The 19,463-nt window shown below is 70.8% G+C and carries 18 protein-coding genes; 17 read left to right on the top strand and 1 reads right to left on the bottom strand.

Features of this window, described 5'->3' with window-relative positions; translation table 11 throughout:
• The first annotated feature begins 168 nt into the window (after positions 1-168).
• From aroC to nusB, 6 genes are all read left to right on the top strand, one after another.
• Entirely contained in the window at positions 169-1,353 is a 1,185-nt protein-coding gene (aroC, locus tag ACFP2V_RS18680; protein WP_381213271.1) for a chorismate synthase, read from the top strand.
• A gap of 26 nt (positions 1,354-1,379) precedes the next feature.
• Positions 1,380-2,993 (top strand): 3-dehydroquinate synthase, encoded by a 1,614-nt coding sequence (aroB, locus tag ACFP2V_RS18685; RefSeq protein WP_381213504.1) that lies wholly within the window; start codon positions 1,380-1,382, stop codon positions 2,991-2,993.
• A 225-nt stretch (positions 2,994-3,218) separates the two neighbouring features.
• A complete protein-coding gene (locus ACFP2V_RS18690; RefSeq protein ID WP_381213274.1) occupies positions 3,219-4,076 on the top strand; it encodes a Pro-rich N-terminal domain-containing protein in 858 nt (285 codons plus the stop codon).
• Positions 4,077-4,526: 450 nt separating this feature from the next.
• Positions 4,527-5,633 (top strand): aminopeptidase P family protein, encoded by a 1,107-nt coding sequence (locus tag ACFP2V_RS18695; RefSeq protein ID WP_381213277.1) that lies wholly within the window; start codon positions 4,527-4,529, stop codon positions 5,631-5,633.
• A gap of 57 nt (positions 5,634-5,690) precedes the next feature.
• Complete coding sequence (gene efp / locus ACFP2V_RS18700; RefSeq protein ID WP_381213280.1) at positions 5,691-6,257, top strand: elongation factor P; 567 nt, start codon at positions 5,691-5,693, stop codon at positions 6,255-6,257.
• Positions 6,258-6,259: 2 nt separating this feature from the next.
• Positions 6,260-6,694: a transcription antitermination factor NusB gene (gene nusB / locus ACFP2V_RS18705; RefSeq protein ID WP_381213283.1), complete on the top strand. Its 435-nt coding sequence runs from the start codon at positions 6,260-6,262 to the stop codon at positions 6,692-6,694.
• Between the two features lie 222 nt (positions 6,695-6,916).
• Here the strand turns inward: nusB and bldD are convergent, their stop codons facing one another.
• On the bottom strand, positions 6,917-7,420 hold the full coding sequence (bldD, locus tag ACFP2V_RS18710) for a transcriptional regulator BldD (protein WP_055572227.1): 504 nt from the start codon (positions 7,418-7,420) through the stop codon (positions 6,917-6,919).
• A gap of 275 nt (positions 7,421-7,695) precedes the next feature.
• Between bldD and pyrR the strand changes: the two genes are divergently transcribed.
• The 11 genes from pyrR (at position 7,696) to rpoZ (ending at position 19,314) form a co-directional block, all read left to right on the top strand.
• Positions 7,696-8,253, top strand: a complete 558-nt coding sequence (gene pyrR / locus ACFP2V_RS18715) for a bifunctional pyr operon transcriptional regulator/uracil phosphoribosyltransferase PyrR (protein ID WP_381213287.1) — start codon at positions 7,696-7,698, stop codon at positions 8,251-8,253.
• A 106-nt stretch (positions 8,254-8,359) separates the two neighbouring features.
• Positions 8,360-9,343, top strand: a complete 984-nt coding sequence (locus ACFP2V_RS18720) for an aspartate carbamoyltransferase catalytic subunit (protein ID WP_055629161.1) — start codon at positions 8,360-8,362, stop codon at positions 9,341-9,343.
• Positions 9,344-9,347: 4 nt separating this feature from the next.
• Entirely contained in the window at positions 9,348-10,661 is a 1,314-nt protein-coding gene (locus ACFP2V_RS18725; protein ID WP_381213290.1) for a dihydroorotase, read from the top strand.
• Positions 10,658-11,278: a PH-like domain-containing protein gene (locus ACFP2V_RS18730; RefSeq protein ID WP_381213293.1), complete on the top strand. Its 621-nt coding sequence runs from the start codon at positions 10,658-10,660 to the stop codon at positions 11,276-11,278. Before ACFP2V_RS18725 ends, ACFP2V_RS18730 begins: the two co-directional genes overlap by 4 nt.
• A complete protein-coding gene (gene carA, locus ACFP2V_RS18735) occupies positions 11,275-12,417 on the top strand; it encodes a glutamine-hydrolyzing carbamoyl-phosphate synthase small subunit (protein WP_381213296.1) in 1,143 nt (380 codons plus the stop codon). Before ACFP2V_RS18730 ends, carA begins: the two co-directional genes overlap by 4 nt.
• Positions 12,410-15,733: a carbamoyl-phosphate synthase large subunit gene (gene carB, locus ACFP2V_RS18740; protein ID WP_381213299.1), complete on the top strand. Its 3,324-nt coding sequence runs from the start codon at positions 12,410-12,412 to the stop codon at positions 15,731-15,733. The genes carA and carB overlap by 8 nt, the downstream gene beginning before the upstream one ends.
• Before the next feature lie 75 nt (positions 15,734-15,808).
• Positions 15,809-16,915 (top strand): quinone-dependent dihydroorotate dehydrogenase, encoded by a 1,107-nt coding sequence (locus ACFP2V_RS18745; RefSeq protein WP_381213302.1) that lies wholly within the window; start codon positions 15,809-15,811, stop codon positions 16,913-16,915.
• Entirely contained in the window at positions 16,912-17,757 is an 846-nt protein-coding gene (pyrF, locus tag ACFP2V_RS18750) for an orotidine-5'-phosphate decarboxylase (RefSeq protein WP_381213304.1), read from the top strand. Before ACFP2V_RS18745 ends, pyrF begins: the two co-directional genes overlap by 4 nt.
• Positions 17,758-18,013: 256 nt before the next feature.
• Positions 18,014-18,337 (top strand): integration host factor, encoded by a 324-nt coding sequence (locus ACFP2V_RS18755; protein WP_003977346.1) that lies wholly within the window; start codon positions 18,014-18,016, stop codon positions 18,335-18,337.
• Positions 18,338-18,374: 37 nt separating this feature from the next.
• A complete protein-coding gene (gmk, locus tag ACFP2V_RS18760; protein WP_381213307.1) occupies positions 18,375-18,968 on the top strand; it encodes a guanylate kinase in 594 nt (197 codons plus the stop codon).
• A gap of 73 nt (positions 18,969-19,041) precedes the next feature.
• Positions 19,042-19,314: a DNA-directed RNA polymerase subunit omega gene (gene rpoZ / locus ACFP2V_RS18765; RefSeq protein WP_055570801.1), complete on the top strand. Its 273-nt coding sequence runs from the start codon at positions 19,042-19,044 to the stop codon at positions 19,312-19,314.
• Positions 19,315-19,463 lie beyond the last annotated feature (149 nt).

Raw genomic sequence — 19,463 nt, forward strand, 5'->3', positions numbered from 1 at the left:
GCCGAGGCCTCTCGCGCCCTGTCCGGCAAGCGGACCGATTCCGGCGTGTACCTCCGAACGTGGGAGGATCGGACGTGGCGGGCCGGGGCCGCGCACCCCGTCGCGCCGTAGCCGTACGCGACAGTGCGTGCGCAGGGCAGTACCGGGCGCGAGCATGGAGGAGCACCGTTGAGCAGGTTGCGCTGGCTGACCGCGGGGGAATCCCACGGTCCCGCACTCGTCGCGACGCTGGAAGGCCTTCCCGCCGGCGTGCCGGTCACCACGGACATGGTGGCGGACCATCTCGCGAGGCGGCGGCTGGGCTACGGTCGCGGCGCCCGGATGAAGTTCGAGCGTGACGAGGTCACCTTCCTCGGCGGCGTCCGGCACGGCCTCACCCTCGGCTCCCCGGTCGCGGTCATGGTGGGCAACACCGAGTGGCCGAAGTGGGAACAGGTCATGGCGGCCGACCCGGTAGACCCCGAGGTGCTGGCCGGCCTCGCCCGCAACGCCCCGCTGACCCGCCCGCGACCCGGCCACGCCGACCTCGCCGGCATGCAGAAGTACGGCTTCGACGAGGCCCGCCCGGTGCTGGAACGGGCCTCCGCGAGGGAGACCGCGGCTCGGGTGGCGCTGGGCGCCGTGGCCCGCTCGTACCTGAAGGAGACGGCCGGCATCGAGGTCGTCTCCCACGTCGTGGAGCTCGCGGCCGCCAAGGCACCCTACGGCGTGTATCCGACCCCGGCCGATGTGGAGAAGCTCGACGAGGACCCGGTGCGCTGCCTGGACGCGGACGCGTCGAAGGCGATGGTCGCGGAGATCGACCAGGCCCACAAGGACGGTGACACCCTCGGCGGAGTGGTCGAGGTGCTGGCGTACGGCGTACCGGTGGGACTCGGCTCGCATGTCCACTGGGACCGGCGTCTCGACTCCCGGCTGGCCGGCGCCCTGATGGGCATCCAGGCGATCAAGGGCGTGGAGGTCGGCGACGGCTTCGGCCTGGCTCGGGTGCCCGGCTCCCAGGCACATGACGAGATCGTCGCCACCGACGACGGCATCAGGCGCTCCTCGGGCCGCTCCGGCGGCACCGAGGGCGGTCTGACCACCGGTGAACTGCTGCGCGTACGGGCCGCGATGAAGCCGATCGCGACCGTGCCGCGGGCGCTGAAGACCGTGGACGTCGTCACCGGCGAGGAGACCGCCGCCCACCACCAGCGCTCCGACGTGTGCGCCGTGCCGGCGGCCGGCATCGTCGCCGAGGCCATGGTCGCCCTGGTCCTCGCGGACGCGGTCGCGGAGAAGTTCGGCGGCGACAGCGTCACCGAGACCCGCCGCAATGTGACGTCCTACCTCGAGAACCTGGCCATCCGGTGACTCCGCTGATCGTGCTGGTCGGCCCGATGGGCGTCGGAAAGTCCACCGTCGGGCACCTGCTGGCCGAGCGGCTGGGCGTCGGCTACCGAGACACCGACGACGACATCATCGCCGGGACGGGCCGCAGCATCGCCGAGATCTTCGTGGACGAGGGCGAGCCCGCCTTCCGCGCGATCGAGAAGCAGGCGGTGCGCACCGCGCTCGCCGAGCACGGCGGCGTCCTGGCCCTGGGCGGCGGCGCCATCCTCGACGCCGACACGCGCGCGCTGCTCGCCGGGCAGCGGGTCGTCTATCTGTCGATGGACGTCGAGGAGGCGGTCAAACGCACCGGTCTCAACGCCGCCCGGCCGCTGCTCGCGGTCAACCCGCGCAAACAGTGGCGCGAGCTGATGGAGGCCCGGCGCCATCTGTACGAGGAGGCAGCCACGGCCGTCGTGGCCACGGACGGCCGCACGCCGGAAGAGGTCACCCGCTCCGTTCTGGACGCACTGGAGATGAAGACCGTATCCCCCGGGGGACACCCCCCGGACCCCCGGCCGGAGGACGTTGTGGCAGACCAGGTGACAAGGATTCAGATCGGCGGTACCGCGGGCACCGACGCGTACGAGGTCCTGGTGGGCCGGCAGCTCCTGGGCGAACTCGGCGGGCTGATCGGGACCGCCGCCAAGCGGGTCGCGGTCGTGCACCCCGAGGCCCTGGCCGAGACCGGCGAGGCGCTCCGCGCCGATCTCGCCGGGCAGGGCTACGAGGCCATCGCCATCCAGGTGCCGAACGCGGAGGAGGCCAAGACCGCCGAGGTCGCCGCCTACTGCTGGAAGGCGCTCGGCCAGTCCGGGTTCACCCGCACCGACGTCATCGTCGGCGTGGGCGGCGGCGCCAGCACCGACCTGGCCGGGTTCGTGGCCGCCACCTGGCTGCGCGGAGTGCGCTGGATCGCGGTGCCGACCACGGTGCTGGCCATGGTCGACGCGGCCGTCGGGGGCAAGACCGGCATCAACACCGCCGAGGGCAAGAACCTCGTGGGCGCCTTCCACCCGCCCGCCGGCGTGCTGTGCGACCTCGCAGCCCTGGACTCCCTCCAGACCAACGACTACGTCTCCGGGCTGGCGGAGGTCATCAAGGCCGGCTTCATCGCCGACCCCGTGATCCTCGACCTCATCGAGGCCGATCCGCAGGCCGCCCGCACCCCGGCGGGCCCGCACACCGCCGAGCTCATCGAGCGCTCGATCCGGGTCAAGGCCGACGTCGTCTCCTCCGACCTGAAGGAGGCGGGCCGGCGGGAGATCCTCAACTACGGCCACACGCTCGGGCACGCCATCGAGAAGAACGAGCGCTACAAGTGGCGCCACGGCGCGGCGGTGTCGGTGGGCATGCACTTCGCCGCCGAACTCGGCCGGCTCGCCGGGAGGCTGGACGACGCCACCGCCGACCGGCACCGCGCCGTCCTCGAAGCGGTCGGGCTGCCCCTGCACTACCGCCACGACCAGTGGCCCAGGCTGCTGGAGAACATGAGGATCGACAAGAAGTCCCGCGGCGACCTGCTGCGCTTCATCGTCCTCGACGGCCTTGCCAAGCCCACCGTGCTGGAGGGGCCGGACCCGGCGGTGCTGCTCGCCGCGTACGGAGAAGTCGCGGAATAGCACCCGCGGACCTCGCGGAGCCTGCCCGCCGGGTATTCGGCCCGGCGGGTCAGGCACTCAGGGCCGCCTTCGGCCGTTCATCGGACAACGGTAGGGGCGGTACCCGTTCGAACAGCCGCTCCGACACCCTAGGCTGTCGGAGAGCGCGGGGACCCCCCTGCCATCAGTGCTTGTCGCCTGCGGCGAGTGAACCGAGCCCAGCAGACCGAGACGGAGTGGCACCGGATGCAGCACGCAGTGGGTTCTCCGCTGCCGCCGCCCCACCGACCGGGGCACGGACCGGCCGACGGCTGGTCACCGGCCGCACAGCACCCGGGAGCGCACCCCCCGGGAGCACACCAGGGGCCCGCCCCGGTGCCCGCGCCACCGCCGGCCCCCGGCTACCCCGGACCGACGCCGCAGCCCACGGGCGTCCCGCAGCCCCCGCATCCGCCACCGGACACCACCGGGCATGTGCCGCTGCCGCCCGGTGGCCCCGTCGCCATGCCCAGTGCCCCGCAGGCCCCCGCGGCGGCCGACCCGGCCGGCACGACCCTCGCGGTCCTGCTCATAGGCCCCGCGGGCGCCGGGAAGACCAGCGTCGCCAAGTACTGGGCGGACCACCGCCGGGTGCCGACCGCGCACATCAGCCTGGACGACGTACGAGAGTGGGTGCGGTCCGGCTTCGCCGACCCGCAGACCGGGTGGAACGACCACTCGGAAGCGCAGTACCGTCTGGCCCGCCGCACCTGCGGCTTCGCCGCACGCAACTTCCTCGCCAACGGGATCTCCTGCATCCTCGACGACGCCGTCTTCCCCGATCGCCCGGTCGTCGGCCTCGGTGGCTGGAAACGGCATGTGGGGCCTGGGCTGCTGCCGGTCGTGCTGCTGCCCGGTCTGGACATCGTCCTGGAACGCAACGCCGAGCGGTCCGGCAACCGCCGCCTCGGCGACGAGGAGGTCGCCCGCATCCACGGCCGCATGGCCGGCTGGTACGGCTCGGGCCTCCCGATCATCGACAACTCCCAGCTCGGCATACCGGAAACGGCCGACGTCCTGAACGACGTCCTCGCCAGGTCCATCGCCAGCCCTCCGTCCTGGTGAGCCACATGGTGCGGCTGGAGGACACACCAGCGGCCCTCGCCCGCCTGCCCTGGGCAGGCGCAGCGCGTTTCCGCCGACCGGATCCGCCGGACAGGCCTTGAGGGCCGCGCCCGACCCGCTGTCTCCGGCCCGCTGCTCCTTGTCACCCCGGCCGTGGGCCACGCTGCCGATACAGCCGATACAGCCGATACAGCCGATACAGCCGATACAGCCGATACAGCCGATACAGCCGATACAGCCGTTTACGAGCGGGAGCCGCGCGGAACCCGCGACGGCTCCGCGCGGCCCGTCGCGCATGCCGTGGCCCTTTCCACCGGACACGGCCGCCTCATCCTCGAGGGCCGGCACCTCGCCGCACTGCCCCGGGACGCCGCAGCGCACCACCGCGTACCGCCGCCCACTCGGACCTCTCGACCGGCGGTTTCCGGCCACCGCTCATAGGCTCGGGACATGTCTGAGGTGTACGCGCTCCGCCGGACGCGGCTGAGGGAATGCTGCAACGCGGGTGGCAGCGCGGCGGCGCTGGTCACCCGGCCCGCCAATGTGCGCTATCTCGCGGGTCCCGCCCCGGAAGGCGCCGTACTGCTGCTGGGCCCGGCCGAGGACTTCCTGGTGTGCGCCGGGCTGCCCGACGACCGTTCCGGGCAGCCCCGGCCCGACGAAGCGCTGCGGGTGCACGTCGTGCCCGGCACCGGAGGTGATCCCGCCGTCGCGGCCGCCGGGCTCGCCGCCACCGGGGGCGCCGACTCCCTCGCCGTCGAGGAGCACCACCTCACCGTGACCCGGCACCGCGCTCTCCGCTCGGTCGCCCCCGGGCTGCGCCTGGCCGACATCGGCGGCGCCGTCGAACAGCTCCGGGTGGTCAAGGACGAGGAGGAGATCTCCTGTCTGCGTATCGGCGCGGAGATCGCCGATCAGGCCCTCGGCGAGCTGCTGGAATCCATTCTCGTCGGCCGCACCGAACGCCATCTCGCGCTGGAACTGGAGCGCCGCCTGGTCGACCACGGCGCCGACGGCCCTGCCTTCGCCACTTCCGTCGCCACCGGCCCGAACGCCGGGCGGCCCGGTCACCGGCCCACCGACCGGCGGGTGGAGGAGGGCGACTTCCTCTCCGTCTGCCTCGGCGCCACCTACCGCGGGTACCGCTGCGAGATCGGCCGTACGTTCGTCATCGGCACCGCTCCCGCGGACTGGCAGATCGAGCTGTACGACCTCGTCTTCACCGCTCAGCGGGCCGGCCGGGAGTCCCTCCTGCCCGGCGCCGCCTGCCGTGACGTGGACCGCGCGGCCCGCCAGGTACTGGACAGCGCGGGGTACGCGGCGGCCCTTCCGGCGCTCACCGGACACGGAGTCGGACTCGAAATCGACGAGGACCCTCAACTGACCCCCGGGACCATGGGTAAACTGGACGCTTGTGTGCCGGTCACCGTCGAACCGGGGGTCCACCTCCCGGGCCGGGGCGGTGTCCGGATCGATGACACGCTCGTCGTGCGCCCCGAGGCGGACGGCGGACCCGAGCTACTCACCATCACGACCAAGGAACTGCTGGCGCTCTAGCTTCGCGCCGAGTGCCGGCCCCGAGTCGTCTCACGTCAGTCCAGGAGATTCCGCAACGTGGCTTCCACGAACGACCTCAAGAACGGCATGGTGCTCAAGCTCGAAGGCGGCCAGCTCTGGTCCGTCGTCGAGTTCCAGCACGTCAAGCCCGGCAAGGGCCCGGCCTTCGTGCGCACCAAGCTCAAGAACGTGCTCTCCGGCAAGACCGTCGACAAGACCTTCAACGCCGGTGTGAAGGTCGACACGGCCACCGTCGACAAGCGGGACATGCAGTTCTCCTACATGGACGGCGAATACTTCGTCTTCATGGACATGGAGACCTACGACCAGCTGCACATCGACCGCAAGGCCGTCGGCGACGCCGCCCACTTCCTCATCGAGGGCTTCGAGGCCACCGTCGCGCAGCACGAGGGCGAGGTGCTCTTCGTCGAGCTTCCGGCCGCCGTCGAGCTGACCATCGCCGAGACCGAGCCGGGCGTCCAGGGCGACCGCTCCACCGGCGGCACCAAGCCGGCCACGCTGGAGACCGGGCACCAGATCCAGGTCCCGCTCTTCATCACCACCGGTGAGAAGATCAAGGTCGACACCCGCACGAGCGACTACCTCGGCCGGGTGAACAGCTAACCGTGGCTGCCCGCAACACGGCCCGCAAGCGCGCCTTCCAGATCCTCTTCGAGGGCGACCAGCGCGGCGCCGACGTCCTGACGGTCCTCGCGGACTGGGTCCGGCACTCCCGGTCCGACACCCGGCAGCCGCCGGTGAGCGAGTACACGATGCAGCTGGTCGAGGGCTACGCGGAACACGCGGCGCGCATCGACGAGCTGATCGCCCAGTACTCGATCGGCTGGACCCTGGACCGCATGCCGGTCGTCGACCGCAACATCCTGCGTCTCGGCGCGTACGAGTTGATCTGGGTCGACGAGACCCCGGACGCCGTCGTGCTCGACGAGATGGTGCAGCTGGCGAAGGAGTTCTCCACCGACGAGTCGCCCTCGTTCGTCAACGGCCTCCTCGGCCGGTTCAAGGAGCTCAAGCCCTCGCTGCGCCGCGACGAGGGCTGATCCGGCACCGGCACTGCCGCGCAGGCACCGGACCGGCACAGACACGCCGGAGGGCCCGCAGCACGACCGCTGCGGGCCCTCCGGCGTGTCCGGGCCCCCGCCCGGACCCCTGGCCTGCTCCTCGGCTCGCAGAACGAACGCGGAACGAACGCCGCCGGGGTGGCCCGACCTCTGCAGGTCGGGCCACCCCGGCGGTACGTTTCTGCTCGGGCGGTGGTGCGATCAGCCCTCGTCGTGCGAGGCGACCGCGCGGCGCGCGTCCGGGTCCAGCACGCCCCAGCTGATCAGCTGCTCGGTGAGGACCGAGGGCGACTGGTCATAGATCACGGCGAGCGTGCGCAGGTCGTCCTGGCGGATCGAGAGCACCTTGCCGTTGTAGTCGCCGCGCTGGGACTGGATCGTCGCCGCGTACCGCTGCAACGGGCCGGCCTTCTCCGGCGGCACCGTGGCCAGCCGCTCCAGGTCGAGGACCAGCTTCGGCGGCGGCTCGGCGGCGCCGCCCGGAGTGGTACCAGGAAGCAGCTCCTGCACCGGAACGCCGTAGAAGTCCGCCAGCTCGGCAAGACGCTGTACGGTCACTGCGCGGTCGCCGCGCTCGTACGAACCCACCACGACCGCCTTCCAGCGGCCCTGGGACTTCTCCTCGACACCGTGGAGGGAAAGGCCCTGCTGGGTGCGGATCGCGCGGAGCTTGGCCCCGAGCTGTTTGGCGTATTCGCTGGACATATAGCTCCCCGGCACTGTGTCGACGCGACCGGCATGATTTCCGGGCCGCGCGGCTGGTAACTCACTGTGAGGTTACGCAGAGTTACTCTCGCCCGTCAAGCCGAACGGTCCACACCGACTCTTCCGGGTCCGGCGAAGACCGTTGCGCCAAGGGAGTGGCTGGTGGCGGCGGAAGGGGGAGTCAAGGGTGTCGCTCCCCACCTGATAGCGTGGGCCACGCAATTCCGACGTCCTTTAAGGTCCGTCCCGTGAGGCGGAGAAGGAGGTCCGTTCCCATGGACACGCAGTCCGATGCGCGGCCCGTTCTCGAAGGCCCCGACATCGCGCGGGTACTGACCCGCATCGCCCACGAGATCGTCGAGCGCGCCAAGGGCGCCGACGACGTGGTGCTCCTCGGCGTCCCGACCCGGGGCGTCTTCCTAGCCCAGCGGCTCGCCGCCAAGCTCGAGCAGGTCACCGAGCGCAAGGTCCCGGTCGGCTCCCTCGACATCACCATGTACCGCGACGACCTGCGCATGCACCCGCCGCGTGCGCTGGCCCGCACCGAGATCCCCGGCGACGGCATCGACGGCCGGCTGGTCGTCCTCGTCGACGACGTGCTCTTCTCCGGGCGCACCATCCGTGCCGCCCTCGACGCGCTGAACGACATCGGGCGCCCGCGCGCGGTGCAGCTCGCCGTCCTCGTCGACCGCGGCCACCGCGAGCTGCCCATCCGCGCCGACTACGTCGGCAAGAACCTCCCCACGTCGTTGCGGGAGACGGTCAAGGTCCTGCTCGCCGAGGAGGACGGTCGCGACACCGTGCTGCTCGGCGCCAAGCAGCCCTCCCCGTAGCGGTCCGGGCGCGCCACCCGCGTGCGCCGGCCCGGTGCACCGCCACGCCCCGGGCTGTCCGGATTCTCCCGTTCTTCCGATTGAACTGTCTTACGGAGCCTGAAAGATGCAGCGTCATCTCATCTCGGCCGCCGACCTCACCCGCGACGACGCCGTCCTGATCCTCGACACCGCCGAGGAGATGGCCCGGGTCGCCGACCGGCCGATCAAGAAACTGCCGACCCTGCGCGGCCGGACCGTCGTCAACCTCTTCTTCGAGGACTCCACCCGTACCCGGATCTCCTTCGAGGCCGCCGAGAAGCGGCTGTCCGCGGACGTGATCAACTTCACCGCCAAGGGGTCCAGCGTCTCCAAGGGCGAGTCCCTCAAGGACACCGCCCAGACCCTGGAGGCCATGGGCGTCGACGCCGTCGTCATCCGGCACGGCGCCTCCGGGGCCCCGTACCGGCTGGCCACCTCCGGCTGGATCGACGCACACGTCATCAACGCCGGCGACGGCACCCACCAGCACCCCACCCAGGCCCTGCTCGACGCCTTCACCATGCGGCGCCGGCTCGTCGGCCGGGACACCGGGATCGGCCAGGACCTCTCCGGCCGGCGCATCACGCTGGTCGGCGACGTCCTGCACAGCCGGGTCGCCCGCTCCAACGTCGACCTGCTGCACACCCTCGGCGCGGAGGTCACCCTCGTCGCCCCGCCGACGCTCCTGCCGGTCGGCGTCGAGGCCTGGCCCTGCGAGGTCTCCTACGACCTCGACCGCACCCTGCCCAAGTCCGACGCCGTCATGATGCTGCGTGTGCAGCGCGAGCGCATGAAGGCCGCGTTCTTCCCGACCGAGCGCGAGTACTCACGGCGCTACGGCCTCGACGGCGAGCGCATGCGGCGGATGCCCGAACACGCGATCGTGATGCACCCCGGCCCCATGGTCCGCGGCATGGAGATCACCGCCGAGGTGGCCGACTCCGAGCGCTGCACCGTCGTCGAGCAGGTCACCAACGGGGTCTCCATCCGGATGGCCGTCCTGTACCTGCTGCTCGGGGGCAACGAACCCGCCCTCACCCACGCCGCCCGCACCACGGAGGAGAAGTAACACGATGAGCAAGACCCTGATCCGCGGTGCGAAGGTGCTCGGCGGCGACCCGCAGGACGTGCTGATCGACGGCGGGACCGTCGCGGCCGTCGGCACCGGACTGAGCGCCGAGGGCGCCGGTCGTGCCGGAGGCGCGCAGGAGGTAACCGTTGTCGAGGCGGACGGCAAGGTGCTGCTGCCCGGCCTGGTCGATCTGCACACCCATCTGCGCGAGCCCGGCCGCGAGGACTCCGAGACCGTGCTGACCGGCACCCGCGCGGCGGCCAGCGGCGGCTACACCGCCGTGTTCGCCATGGCCAACACCTTCCCCGTCGCCGACACCGCAGGCGTCGTCGAGCAGGTCTGGCGACTCGGCAAGGAACACGGCTACTGCGACGTACGACCCGTCGGCGCCGTCACCGTCGGCCTGGAGGGCAGCACACTCGCCGAACTGGGCGCCATGCACGAGTCCGCGGCCGGCGTCACCGTCTTCTCCGACGACGGCAAGTGCGTCCACGACGCCGTGATCATGCGGCGCGCCCTGGAGTACGTGAAGGCCTTCGACGGCGTCGTCGCCCAGCACGCGCAGGAGCCCCGGCTGACCGAGGGCGCCCAGATGAACGAGGGCGTCGTCTCCGCCGAGCTGGGCCTGGGCGGCTGGCCGGCCGTCGCCGAGGAGTCGATCATCGCCCGGGACGTGCTGCTCGCCGAGCACGTGGGTTCCCGCGTCCACATCTGCCACCTGTCGACCGCGGGCAGCGTCGAGATCGTCCGCTGGGCCAAATCCCGGGGCATCGACGTCACCGCCGAGGTCACCCCGCACCACCTGCTCCTCACCGACGAACTGGTGCGGTCCTACAACCCGATCTACAAGGTCAACCCGCCGCTGCGCACCGAGCGGGACGTCATGGCGCTGCGCGAGGCGCTCGCCGACGGCACCATCGACATCGTCGCCACCGACCACGCCCCGCACCCGCACGAGGACAAGGACTGCGAGTGGGCAGCAGCGGCCATGGGCATGGTCGGCCTGGAGACCGCGTTGTCGGTGGTCCAGGAGACAATGGTGGACACGGGCCTGCTGGACTGGGCCGGTGTCGCCGACCGGATGTCCTTCACGCCCGCGCGCATCGGACGGGCCGAGGGCCACGGCCGCCCGGTCTCGGCAGGTGAGCCCGCCAACCTCATGCTCGTCGACACGGCATACCGTGGTTCCGTGGACCCCGCGGGCTTCGCCTCGCGCAGCCGCAACACCCCGTACGAGGGCCGCGAGCTGCCGGGCCGTGTCACGCACACCTGGCTCCGGGGCACGGCCACGCTCATCGACGGGAAGCTCACGTGACACCTGTACTCCTGCTGGCCGCCGAGAGGGAATCGGCGGAAGTGACCGACTGGGCGGCCCGGATCGGCTGGGTCGTCGGACTCGCCCTCTTCGTCGCGCTCGTCTACTGGTTGATGCGCGAGGGCTGGAAGTGGCGCGGCACCCTCCAGGGCGACCTGCCCGAGCTGCCCACCCGCCCGTCTCCCACCGCCACCCTCAACCGAGGCGGCGAGCCGCCGCTGCCTGGAATGCCGGAGTCGCAGGCTGCGGCGAAACTGACGATGAGCGGCCGCTACCACGGCTCCACCACCGCCGGGCAGTGGCTGGACCGCATCGTGGCGCACGGCCTGGGCACCCGCAGCCGGGTCGAGCTCACCCTGACGGACGAGGGACTGGACGTCGTACGCCCCGGCGCGAGCGATTTCTTCGTCCCCGTCGCCGCGCTGCGCGAGGTCCGGCTCGACAAGGGCATCGCCGGGAAGGTCCTCACCGAGGGTGGTCTGCTCGTCGTGACCTGGGCGCACGGCGACAAGCTGATCGACTCCGGCTTCCGCTCCGACCACGCGGCCGAGCACAACGAATGGGTCGAGACCCTGAACGACATGATCAACAAGACGGAAACGGAAGGCGCACGATGACGATCTCCACCAGGGGAGTCGCCAAGACTCCCGCCGTACTCGTCCTGGAGGACGGCCGGACCTTCCGCGGCCGCGCCTACGGGGCAGTGGGGGAGACCTTCGGTGAAGCCGTGTTCTCCACAGGCATGACCGGCTACCAGGAGACCCTCACCGACCCGTCCTACCACCGCCAGGTCGTGGTCATGACCGCCCCGCACGTCGGCAACACCGGCGTCAACGACGACGACCCCGAGTCCCGGCGGATCTGGGTCGCCGGCTACGTCGTGCGCGACCCCGCGCGCGTGCCGTCCAACTGGCGCTCCCGCCGCTCCCTGGACGAGGAACTCGCCGCCCAGGGCATCGTCGGTATCAGCGGCATCGACACCCGCGCGCTCACCCGCCACCTGCGCGAGCGGGGCGCCATGCGCGTCGGCATCTTCAGCGGCGACACCGTGCCGGACGACGCCACACTGCTGGCCCGCGTCCAGGAAGTCCCCCCGATGAAGGGCGCCGACCTCGCCGCCGAGGTCGCCACCACCGAGCCCTACGTCGTCCCGGCGGCCGGCGAGAAGAAGTTCACCGTCGCCGCGATCGACCTCGGCATCAAGGGCATGACCGCCCAGCGCATGGCCCAGCGCGGCGTCGAGGTACACGTCCTGCCCGCGAACGCCACCCTCGACGACGTCTACGCCGTCAACCCCGACGGGGTGTTCTTCTCCAACGGCCCCGGCGACCCCGCCACCGCCGACCACCCCGTCTCCGTGATGAGGGGCGTCCTGGAGCGCGGCACCCCGCTCTTCGGGATCTGCTTCGGCAACCAGATCCTCGGCCGCGCCCTCGGCTTCGGCACCTACAAGCTCAAGTACGGCCACCGAGGCATCAACCAGCCGGTCCAGGACCGTACGACCGGCAAGGTCGAGGTCACCGCGCACAACCACGGGTTCGCCGTCGACGCGCCCCTCGACAAGGTCACCGATACCCCGTTCGGCCGCGCCGAGGTGTCCCACGTCTGCCTCAACGACAACGTGGTGGAAGGGCTCCGACTGCTCGACCGGCCGGCCTTCAGCGTTCAGTACCACCCGGAAGCGGCAGCGGGCCCGCACGACGCCGCCTACCTGTTCGACCGCTTCGTTTCCCTGATGGAGGGCCAGCGTGCCTAAGCGCACCGATATCCAGTCCGTCCTGGTCATCGGCTCCGGCCCGATCGTCATCGGCCAGGCCGCCGAGTTCGACTACTCCGGCACCCAGGCATGCCGGGTCCTCAAGGCCGAGGGCCTGCGGGTGATCCTGGTCAACTCCAACCCGGCGACGATCATGACCGACCCGGAGATCGCCGACGCCACCTACGTCGAGCCCATCACCCCCGAGTTCGTCGAGAAGATCATCGCCAAGGAGCAGCCGGACGCCCTGCTGCCCACCCTGGGCGGCCAGACGGCCCTCAACACCGCGATCTCCCTCGCCGAGAACGGCGTCCTGGAGAAGTACGGCGTCGAGCTGATCGGCGCCAACGTGGAGGCCATCAACAAGGGTGAGGACCGTGAGCTCTTCAAGGGCGTCGTGCAAGAGGTCCGCAGGAAGACCGGGCACGGCGAGTCCGCCCGCTCGGTCATCTGCCACACCATGGACGAGGTCGTGGCCGGCGTCGACGAGCTCGGCGGCTACCCGGTCGTGGTCCGCCCCTCCTTCACCATGGGCGGCGCCGGCTCCGGCTTCGCGCACGACGAGGACGAACTGCGCCGCATCGCCGGACAGGGCCTCGCCCTCTCGCCGACCACCGAGGTGCTCCTGGAGGAGTCCATCCTCGGCTGGAAGGAGTACGAGCTGGAGCTGATGCGCGACAAGCACGACAACGTCGTGGTCGTCTGCTCCATCGAGAACTTCGACCCCATGGGCGTGCACACCGGCGACTCCATCACCGTCGCGCCCGCGATGACGCTGACCGACCGCGAGTACCAGACCCTGCGCGACATCGGCATCGCCGTCATCCGCGAGGTAGGGGTCGACACCGGCGGCTGCAACATCCAGTTCGCGGTGAACCCCGAGGACGGGCGCATCATCGTCATCGAGATGAACCCGCGCGTGTCACGGTCCTCGGCGCTGGCCTCCAAGGCGACCGGTTTCCCGATCGCCAAGATCGCCGCCAAGCTCGCCGTCGGTTACACCCTCGACGAGATCCCCAACGACATCACGAAGAAGACCCCGGCCTCCTTCGAACCGACCCTCGACTACGTGGTCGTCAAGGCCCCGCGGTTCGCCTTCGAGAAGTTCCCGAGCGCCGACTCCACCCTCACCACCACCATGAAGTCGGTCGGTGAGGCCATGGCCATCGGCCGCAACTTCACCGAGGCGTTCCAGAAGGCGCTGCGCTCGCTGGAGAAGAAGGGCAGCCAGTTCACGTTCACCGGCGAGCCCGGCGACAAGGCCGAGCTGCTGCGCGAAGCCGTCCGCCCGACCGACGGCCGCATCAACGCCGTCATGCGGGCCATCCGCGCGGGCGCCACCCCCCAGGAGGTCTTCGACGCGACGAAGATCGACCCCTGGTTCGTCGACCAGCTCTTCCTCATCAAGGAGATCGCCGACGACCTGGCCGCCGCGCCCGAGCTGACCGCCGACCTGCTCGCCGAGGCCAAGCGGCACGGCTTCTCCGACCAGCAGGTCGCGGAGATCCGCGGCCTGCGCGAGGACGTCGTCCGCGAGGTGCGGCACGCCCTCGGCATCCGCCCGGTCTACAAGACGGTCGACACCTGCGCCGCCGAGTTCGCCGCGAACACGCCGTACTTCTACTCCTCCTACGACGAGGAGACCGAGGTCGCCCCGCGCGAGAAGCCCGCGGTGATCATCCTGGGCTCCGGCCCGAACCGCATCGGCCAGGGCATCGAGTTCGACTACTCCTGCGTCCACGCCTCCTTCGCGCTGAGCACTGCGCCCACTCCTCCCGGCGGGTACGAGACCGTGATGGTCAACTGCAACCCGGAGACCGTCTCCACCGACTACGACACCTCCGACCGGCTGTACTTCGAGCCGCTCACCCTGGAGGACGTCCTGGAGATCGTCCACGCGGAGCAGCAGGCCGGTCCGGTCGCGGGCGTGATCGTCCAGCTCGGCGGCCAGACACCGCTGGGTCTCTCCCAGGCGCTCAAGGACAACGGCGTACCGATCGTCGGCACGCCTCCCGAGGCCATCCACGCGGCCGAGGACCGGGGCGCCTTCGGCCAGGTCCTCCAGGAGGCCGGCCTGCCGGCCCCCAAGCACGGCACCGCCACCACCTTCACCGAGGCCAGGGCCATCGCCGACGAGATCGGCTACCCGGTCCTCGTCCGCCCGTCCTACGTGCTCGGCGGCCGCGGCATGGAGATCGTCTACGACGAGGCCCGCCTCGAGTCCTACATCGCCGAATCGACCGAGATCAGCCCCTCCCGGCCGGTACTGGTCGACCGGTTCCTCGACGACGCCATCGAGATCGACGTCGACGCGCTCTACGACGGCGAGGAGCTCTACCTCGGCGGTGTCATGGAGCACATCGAGGAGGCCGGCATCCACTCCGGCGACTCGGCGTGCGCCCTGCCCCCGATCACCCTGGGCGGCTTCGACATCAAGCGGCTGCGCGCCTCCACGGAGGCCATCGCGCGCGGTGTCGGGGTGCGCGGCCTGATCAACATCCAGTTCGCGCTGTCCGGCGACGTCCTCTACGTCCTGGAGGCCAACCCGCGCGCCTCGCGCACCGTTCCCTTCACCTCGAAGGCGACCGCGGTGCCGCTGGCCAAGGCGGCCGCCCGGATCTCGCTCGGCGCGACCGTCGCCGGGCTCCGTGAGGAGGGCCTGCTCCCGGCCCGGGGCGACGGCGGCGACATCCCGCTCGACGCGCCGATCTCCGTCAAGGAGGCCGTGCTGCCATGGTCGCGCTTCCGCGACATCCACGGCCGGGGTGTCGACACGGTCCTCGGCCCGGAGATGCGCTCCACCGGCGAGGTCATGGGCATCGACTCCGCGTTCGGCACCGCGTACGCCAAGTCGCAGGCGGGCGCCTACGGGCCGCTGCCCACCAAGGGCCGCGCCTTCATCTCGGTCGCCAACCGCGACAAGCGCTCGATGATCTTCCCCGCGCGCGAGCTCGTCGCCCACGGCTTCGAACTGTTCGCCACCTCCGGCACCGCCGAGGTCCTCAAGCGCAACGGCATCAACGCCACCGTCGTGCGCAAGCAGTCCGAGGGCACCGGCCCGAACGGCGAGAAGACCATCGTCCAGTTGATCCACGACGGCGAGGTCGACCTCATCGTCAACACGCCGTACGGCACCGGCGGACGCCTCGACGGCTACGACATCCGTACGGCCGCCGTGGCCCGGTCCGTGCCGTGCCTGACGACGGTCCAGGCGCTCGCCGCCGCGGTCCAGGGCATCGACGCCCTCAACCGCGGCGAGGTCGGCGTCCGCTCGCTCCAGGAACACGCGCAACGTCTGACAGCGGCCCGCGACTGACCGTCCCGAGGGGGACACCGGAAACGGTGTCCCCCTCTTCATGAGGCTCTTCAGGCTCTTCACGAGGACACAGGCATGTACAAGTACTTCTTCCCTCTGGTGTTCCAGCGGATGGATCCGGAGCGGGCCCATCACCTCGCCTTCCGCTGGGTCCGTCTCGTCGCGCGCGTCCCCGGCCTGCGCACCTTCGTCGCCGCGGCGTTCGCGCCCCGCCACAGGGAACTGCGCACCGAGGCCCTCGGGCTGCGCCTGCACAGTCCCTTCGGGCTCGCCGCCGGATTCGACAAGAACGCCGTCGGTGTCGACGGCATGGCGATGCTCGGCTTCGACCACGTCGAGATCGGCACGGTGACCGGCGAGCCGCAGCCCGGCAACCCGAAGAAGCGGCTGTTCCGGCTGGTGGAGGACCGCGCGCTGATCAATCGCATGGGCTTCAACAACGAGGGCTCGCTGGCCGTCGCCGCCCGCCTGGCCTCCCGCACGCCCGTCTTCAGGACGGTCGTCGGCGTCAACATCGGCAAGACCAAGGCCGTGCCCGAGGCCGAGGCCGTCGGTGACTACGTGAAGTCCGCCGAGCGGCTGGCGCCGTACGCCGACTACCTGGTGGTCAACGTCTCCTCGCCGAACACTCCAGGCCTGCGCGACCTCCAGGCCGTCGACCATCTGCGCCCGCTGCTCACCGCCGTTCGCGAGGCCGCCGACCGCGCCGTCCCCGCCCGCCGGGTGCCGCTGCTGGTGAAGATCGCCCCGGACCTCGCCGACGAGGACATCGACGCGGTCGCCGACCTGGCCGTGGAGCTCGGCCTGGACGGGATCATCGCCACGAACACCACCATCGCGCGCGCGGGGCTCGGTCTGCGGTCCGACCCCGCCGTCGTCCAGGAGACCGGCGGCCTGTCCGGCGCGCCCCTGAAGGCACGCTCCCTTCAGGTGCTGCGCCGCCTGTACGCGCGCGTGGGCGACCGGATCACCCTGGTGGGTGTCGGCGGCATCGAGAACGCCGAGGACGCCTGGCAGCGCATCCTGGCCGGCGCCACGCTGGTCCAGGGCTACAGCGCGTTCATCTATGAGGGACCCTTCTGGGCCCGCACCCTCCACAAAGGGCTCGCCGCGCGCCTGCGCACCAGCCCGTACGCCACGCTCGCCGACGCGGTGGGCGCCGACGTGAGGACAACGGCATGAGTGGACCGGAACCCTTCGGCGCGCGCCTGCGCCGGGCCATGGACGCGCGCGGGCCGCTGTGCGTCGGCATCGACCCGCACGCCGCCCTGCTCGCCGAGTGGGGCCTGAACGACGACGTGGCCGGTCTGGAGCGGTTCAGCCGCACGGTCGTCGAGGCGGTCGCGGACCGGGTCGCCGTGCTCAAACCGCAGAGCGCGTTCTTCGAGCGCTTCGGCTCACGCGGCATCGCGGTGCTGGAGACGTCGGTCGCTCAGGCGCGGGCGGCCGGCGCGCTGGTCGTCATGGACGCCAAGCGCGGTGACATCGGCTCCACCATGGCCGCCTACGCCGAGTCCTTCCTGCACCCGGACTCCCCGCTGTTCTCGGACGCGCTGACCGTCTCCCCGTACCTCGGCTACGGCTCGCTGAGCCCGGCGGTGGCGCTGGCTCGCGAGAGCGGCACGGGACTGTTCGTCCTGGCCCTGACCTCCAACCCGGAGGGCGGCGAGGTGCAGCACGCGGTACGGGCCGACGGACGCAGCGTGGGCGCGACCATGCTTGGCCACCTGGCCGCCGAGAACGCGGAGGAGACGCCCCTGGGGTCCTTCGGCGCGGTCGTCGGCGCGACGCTCGGCGACCTGTCGTCGTACGATCTGGACATCAACGGTCCGCTGCTCGCGCCCGGCATCGGCGCCCAGGGAGCCACGGCGGCGGATCTCCCGGCGGTCTTCGGCCCGGCGGTGCGCAACGTCGTGCCGAGCGTCAGCCGGGGAGTGTTGCGTCACGGTGCCGACGTGGTCGCGCTGCGTGACGCCGCGGAGCGGTTCGCGGAGGAGATCAGAACGGCCGTGGCGGCGGTCTGAGTCTCCGACGAGGGACGCAGGAGCGCGCCGGGACCGCATACGATAAAAAAACCCGGTCGCTATGCCCCTAAATGTCCGCCATCATCGATCCTGACCTGGAGTTTTCCGCTGTTCTCGCTGACTCAGACGGAGTTGGCCGCTAGTCTCCGACGGAGAGTGAACGGGCAAGCGTGTTGCTCGTGGCTCCCCTGGTGTGGGGCGACTAGGTTCCTCACCGGTCCGTATCCGACAGTTCGACATCCGAGGTGACGTAGGCGTGGCTCTTCCGCCCCTTACCCCTGAACAGCGCGCAGCCGCGCTCGAAAAGGCCGCCGCGGCTCGCCGGGAGCGGGCCGAGGTCAAGAATCGACTCAAGCACTCCGGCGCCTCCCTGCATGAGGTCATCAAGCAGGGTCAGGAGAACGACGTCATCGGCAAGATGAAGGTCTCCGCCCTGCTCGAGTCCCTGCCGGGCGTGGGCAAGGTCCGCGCCAAGCAGATCATGGAGCGACTGGGCATCTCCGAGAGTCGCCGTGTGCGTGGTCTCGGCTCGAACCAGATCGCCTCCCTGGAGCGCGAGTTCGGCAGCACCGGCTCCTGAGTCCCGGGCATACCGGGATTGCTGGAATAATCGCCGCATGGCTGCAACACCCCGGGGGACGACCCCCGTACCCCCGGACGTACGTCCGCGGCTGACCGTGCTCTCCGGCCCCTCGGGGGTCGGCAAGAGCACGGTCGTCGCGCATATGCGCAAGGCGCACCCCGAGGTCTGGCTCTCGGTGTCGGCGACGACCCGTAAACCGCGCCCCGGTGAGCGGGACGGGGTCCACTACTTCTTCGTCACCGACGACGAGATGGACAAGCTGATCGCCAACGGCGAACTGCTCGAGTGGGCCGAGTTCGCCGGCAACCGCTACGGCACACCGCGCGCGGCGGTGCTCGAGCACCTGGAGTCGGGCCTGCCCGTCCTCCTGGAGATCGACCTGCAGGGCGCCCGCCAGGTCCGCGAGTCCATGACCGAGGCCCAGCTGGTCTTCCTCGCCCCTCCCTCCTGGGAGGAACTGGTGCGCCGGCTCACCGGCCGGGGCACCGAGTCGCCCGAGGTGGTCGAGCGCCGGCTGGAGGCCGCGAAGGTCGAGCTGGCGGCCGAGCCGGAGTTCGATACGACCCTGGTCAACACCTCCGTCGAGGACGTGGCCCGCGAGCTGCTAGCCTTGATGAACGTCGTGTGATCGTCAGCGTTTCCCCAACGGTCATTCAGCGATCATGCAGACCGATTCTTTCCCATCCATCGGAAGGTAGAGCGTGTCCTCTTCCATCTCCACGCCCGAGGGCATCATCAACCCGCCGATCGACGAGCTTCTCGAGGCCACGGACTCGAAGTACAGCCTCGTGATCTACGCGGCCAAGCGGGCTCGCCAGATCAACGCGTACTACTCGCAACTCGGTGAGGGTCTCCTCGAGTACGTCGGTCCCCTCGTCGACACCCACGTCCACGAGAAGCCGCTCTCGATCGCCCTGCGCGAGATCAACGCGGGACTGCTGACCTCCGAGGCCATCGAAGGCCCCGTTCAGTAAGTCGCAGTTCAGCAGGTCGCACGGTGCCGAAAGTCACATCAGTGACTCTCGGTCGGCTTTTCCACAGGCCCGGCAGCACGTCTGCCGGGCCTGTGGTGCGGTCGGGGCGCGGGGCCGTTCCCGCGGTGGTGCGAGCATGAGGGGTGCGC

Origin of the sequence: Streptomyces incanus (assembly GCF_042656345.1) — a bacterium.
GTDB classification, from domain to species: Bacteria; Actinomycetota; Actinomycetes; order Streptomycetales; family Streptomycetaceae; genus Streptomyces; species Streptomyces incanus.

Bases quoted from the DNA above. Each gene is read 5' to 3' on its own strand.
- aroB (WP_381213504.1), top strand. From the start codon at position 1,380: ATGGGCGTCGGAAAGTCCACCGTCGGGCACCTGCTGGCCGAGCGGCTG.
- ACFP2V_RS18690 (WP_381213274.1), top strand. From the start codon at position 3,219: ATGCAGCACGCAGTGGGTTCTCCGCTGCCGCCGCCCCACCGACCGGGG.
- ACFP2V_RS18695 (WP_381213277.1), top strand. From the start codon at position 4,527: ATGTCTGAGGTGTACGCGCTCCGCCGGACGCGGCTGAGGGAATGCTGC.
- bldD (WP_055572227.1), bottom strand. From the start codon at position 7,420: ATGTCCAGCGAATACGCCAAACAGCTCGGGGCCAAGCTCCGCGCGATC.
- pyrR (WP_381213287.1), top strand. From the start codon at position 7,696: ATGGACACGCAGTCCGATGCGCGGCCCGTTCTCGAAGGCCCCGACATC.
- ACFP2V_RS18720 (WP_055629161.1), top strand. From the start codon at position 8,360: ATGCAGCGTCATCTCATCTCGGCCGCCGACCTCACCCGCGACGACGCC.
- ACFP2V_RS18725 (WP_381213290.1), top strand. From the start codon at position 9,348: ATGAGCAAGACCCTGATCCGCGGTGCGAAGGTGCTCGGCGGCGACCCG.
- carA (WP_381213296.1), top strand. From the start codon at position 11,275: ATGACGATCTCCACCAGGGGAGTCGCCAAGACTCCCGCCGTACTCGTC.
- ACFP2V_RS18745 (WP_381213302.1), top strand. From the start codon at position 15,809: ATGTACAAGTACTTCTTCCCTCTGGTGTTCCAGCGGATGGATCCGGAG.
- pyrF (WP_381213304.1), top strand. From the start codon at position 16,912: ATGAGTGGACCGGAACCCTTCGGCGCGCGCCTGCGCCGGGCCATGGAC.
- gmk (WP_381213307.1), top strand. From the start codon at position 18,375: ATGGCTGCAACACCCCGGGGGACGACCCCCGTACCCCCGGACGTACGT.